Raw genomic sequence first — 1,250 nt, forward strand, 5'->3', positions numbered from 1 at the left:
CCCGGCCCTCGCGGAGGTTGCGCAAGAGTCCCGCGGCGGCGCTGTCCGTGGGTGCGGGGCGCAGGCCCACGGCTTCAAGGGTGGCGGGCAGGGCGGGCGGCGTGGTGCCGGCAGCGAACAGGGACAGCAGGGTCGGGGAGGCGCAGGTGACCATGCCCTTTGTATCCAGCAGCAGATAGGGGACGGCGCTGTCCGTGAAATTGGCGGAATTTGCGGAAAGGGAGGCGTTTTTGGGGGGCTGCGCATCCTGTCCGTCAAGGGCTTCAAGGATGGCCTGCCCGGCGGCGGCGTTGCGCAGCGCCTCGTCGCGCAGGGCGGCGATGGCGGCGGCGGCTTCTGCGATGGCGGGGGATGCATTCCCGAAGGTGGTCTCGCCCTTCAGGGTCGTATCGTGCAGCAGGCGCGCGTCGGCGGTTTGTCCGCAACAGCGGCACACCAGCAGGCCGACCGCGGCAATGCAGGCCACGGCCAGACTGGAAATACCGTGCGATACGGAGAGCGTGCCCGAGACAAGTGGTACAAGAATGGTTGCCCCGGCGGCAAGAAGGCCGGTGCCTACGGCACAGAACAGAGTTTGTGAAGAAATGTGGCGCATGGATACCCCATGGGGTTGTGGCGTGTGCGCCATTTCCCATGGCGCGTGATGCTGCGGCAGTGTTGCATCTATCTCTTGCTGTGCAAACGTGTCAATGTTAGCACATACTTACGTATATTTTTGCGCCTGGGTGATAACGATCCGGTATCGTATGATTTTGTGGACTTGTTTTGTCCGGCTTGCTCAGGGGGCGGTTGCGAGCTAGACTGATTGATTGAACGCTATATCCGGTTGCTTGCGGACTCTTTTCGATCATCTGTTCGGAAACGCGATTTTTTGTTCGGTGTTTTTGCAGAAACATATATTTTGGGTGGGATACTCGCATGGCATTGCTGGGCATTCAGGACGTCACGCTCAACCTCGGCACCGGCAAGCTGCTGGACGGGGCCACCCTGCATGTGGAGCAGGGCGAGCGCATCTGCCTTGTGGGGCGCAACGGAGCGGGCAAATCGACGTTGCTGCGCCTGATGGCCGGTGACCTGCGCCCCGACGCTGGCGAGGTGGTGCGCACGCCGGGCATGCGCTTTGGCAGCATGCCGCAGGAGGTGCCTGTGGACATGACCGGCCCGGTGTTCGGCATCGTGGCCGGGGGGCTTGGGGCAGAGGGCGAGGCGCTGGCGGCCTTCCACGTGCTGGAGGCAGCGCGCGAGGCGGG

The 1,250-nt window shown here is 63.6% G+C and carries 1 protein-coding gene and 1 pseudogene; one reads left to right on the forward strand and one right to left on the reverse strand.

The annotated features are described in order from the left end of the window. Nucleotides 1–595, reverse strand: a pseudogene (locus tag FVW20_RS15875) (methyl-accepting chemotaxis protein); the annotation flags it as partial. Between the two features lie 323 nt (nt 596–918). Between FVW20_RS15875 and FVW20_RS15880 the strand changes: the two are divergent. After that, nucleotides 919–1,250 (forward strand): ATP-binding cassette domain-containing protein (locus tag FVW20_RS15880; RefSeq protein WP_196610365.1); only part of this gene is annotated, 332 nt, incomplete at its 3' end.

The sequence above is a fragment of the Nitratidesulfovibrio oxamicus genome (assembly GCF_015731765.1).
GTDB classification, from domain to species: domain Bacteria; phylum Desulfobacterota; class Desulfovibrionia; order Desulfovibrionales; family Desulfovibrionaceae; genus Cupidesulfovibrio; species Cupidesulfovibrio oxamicus.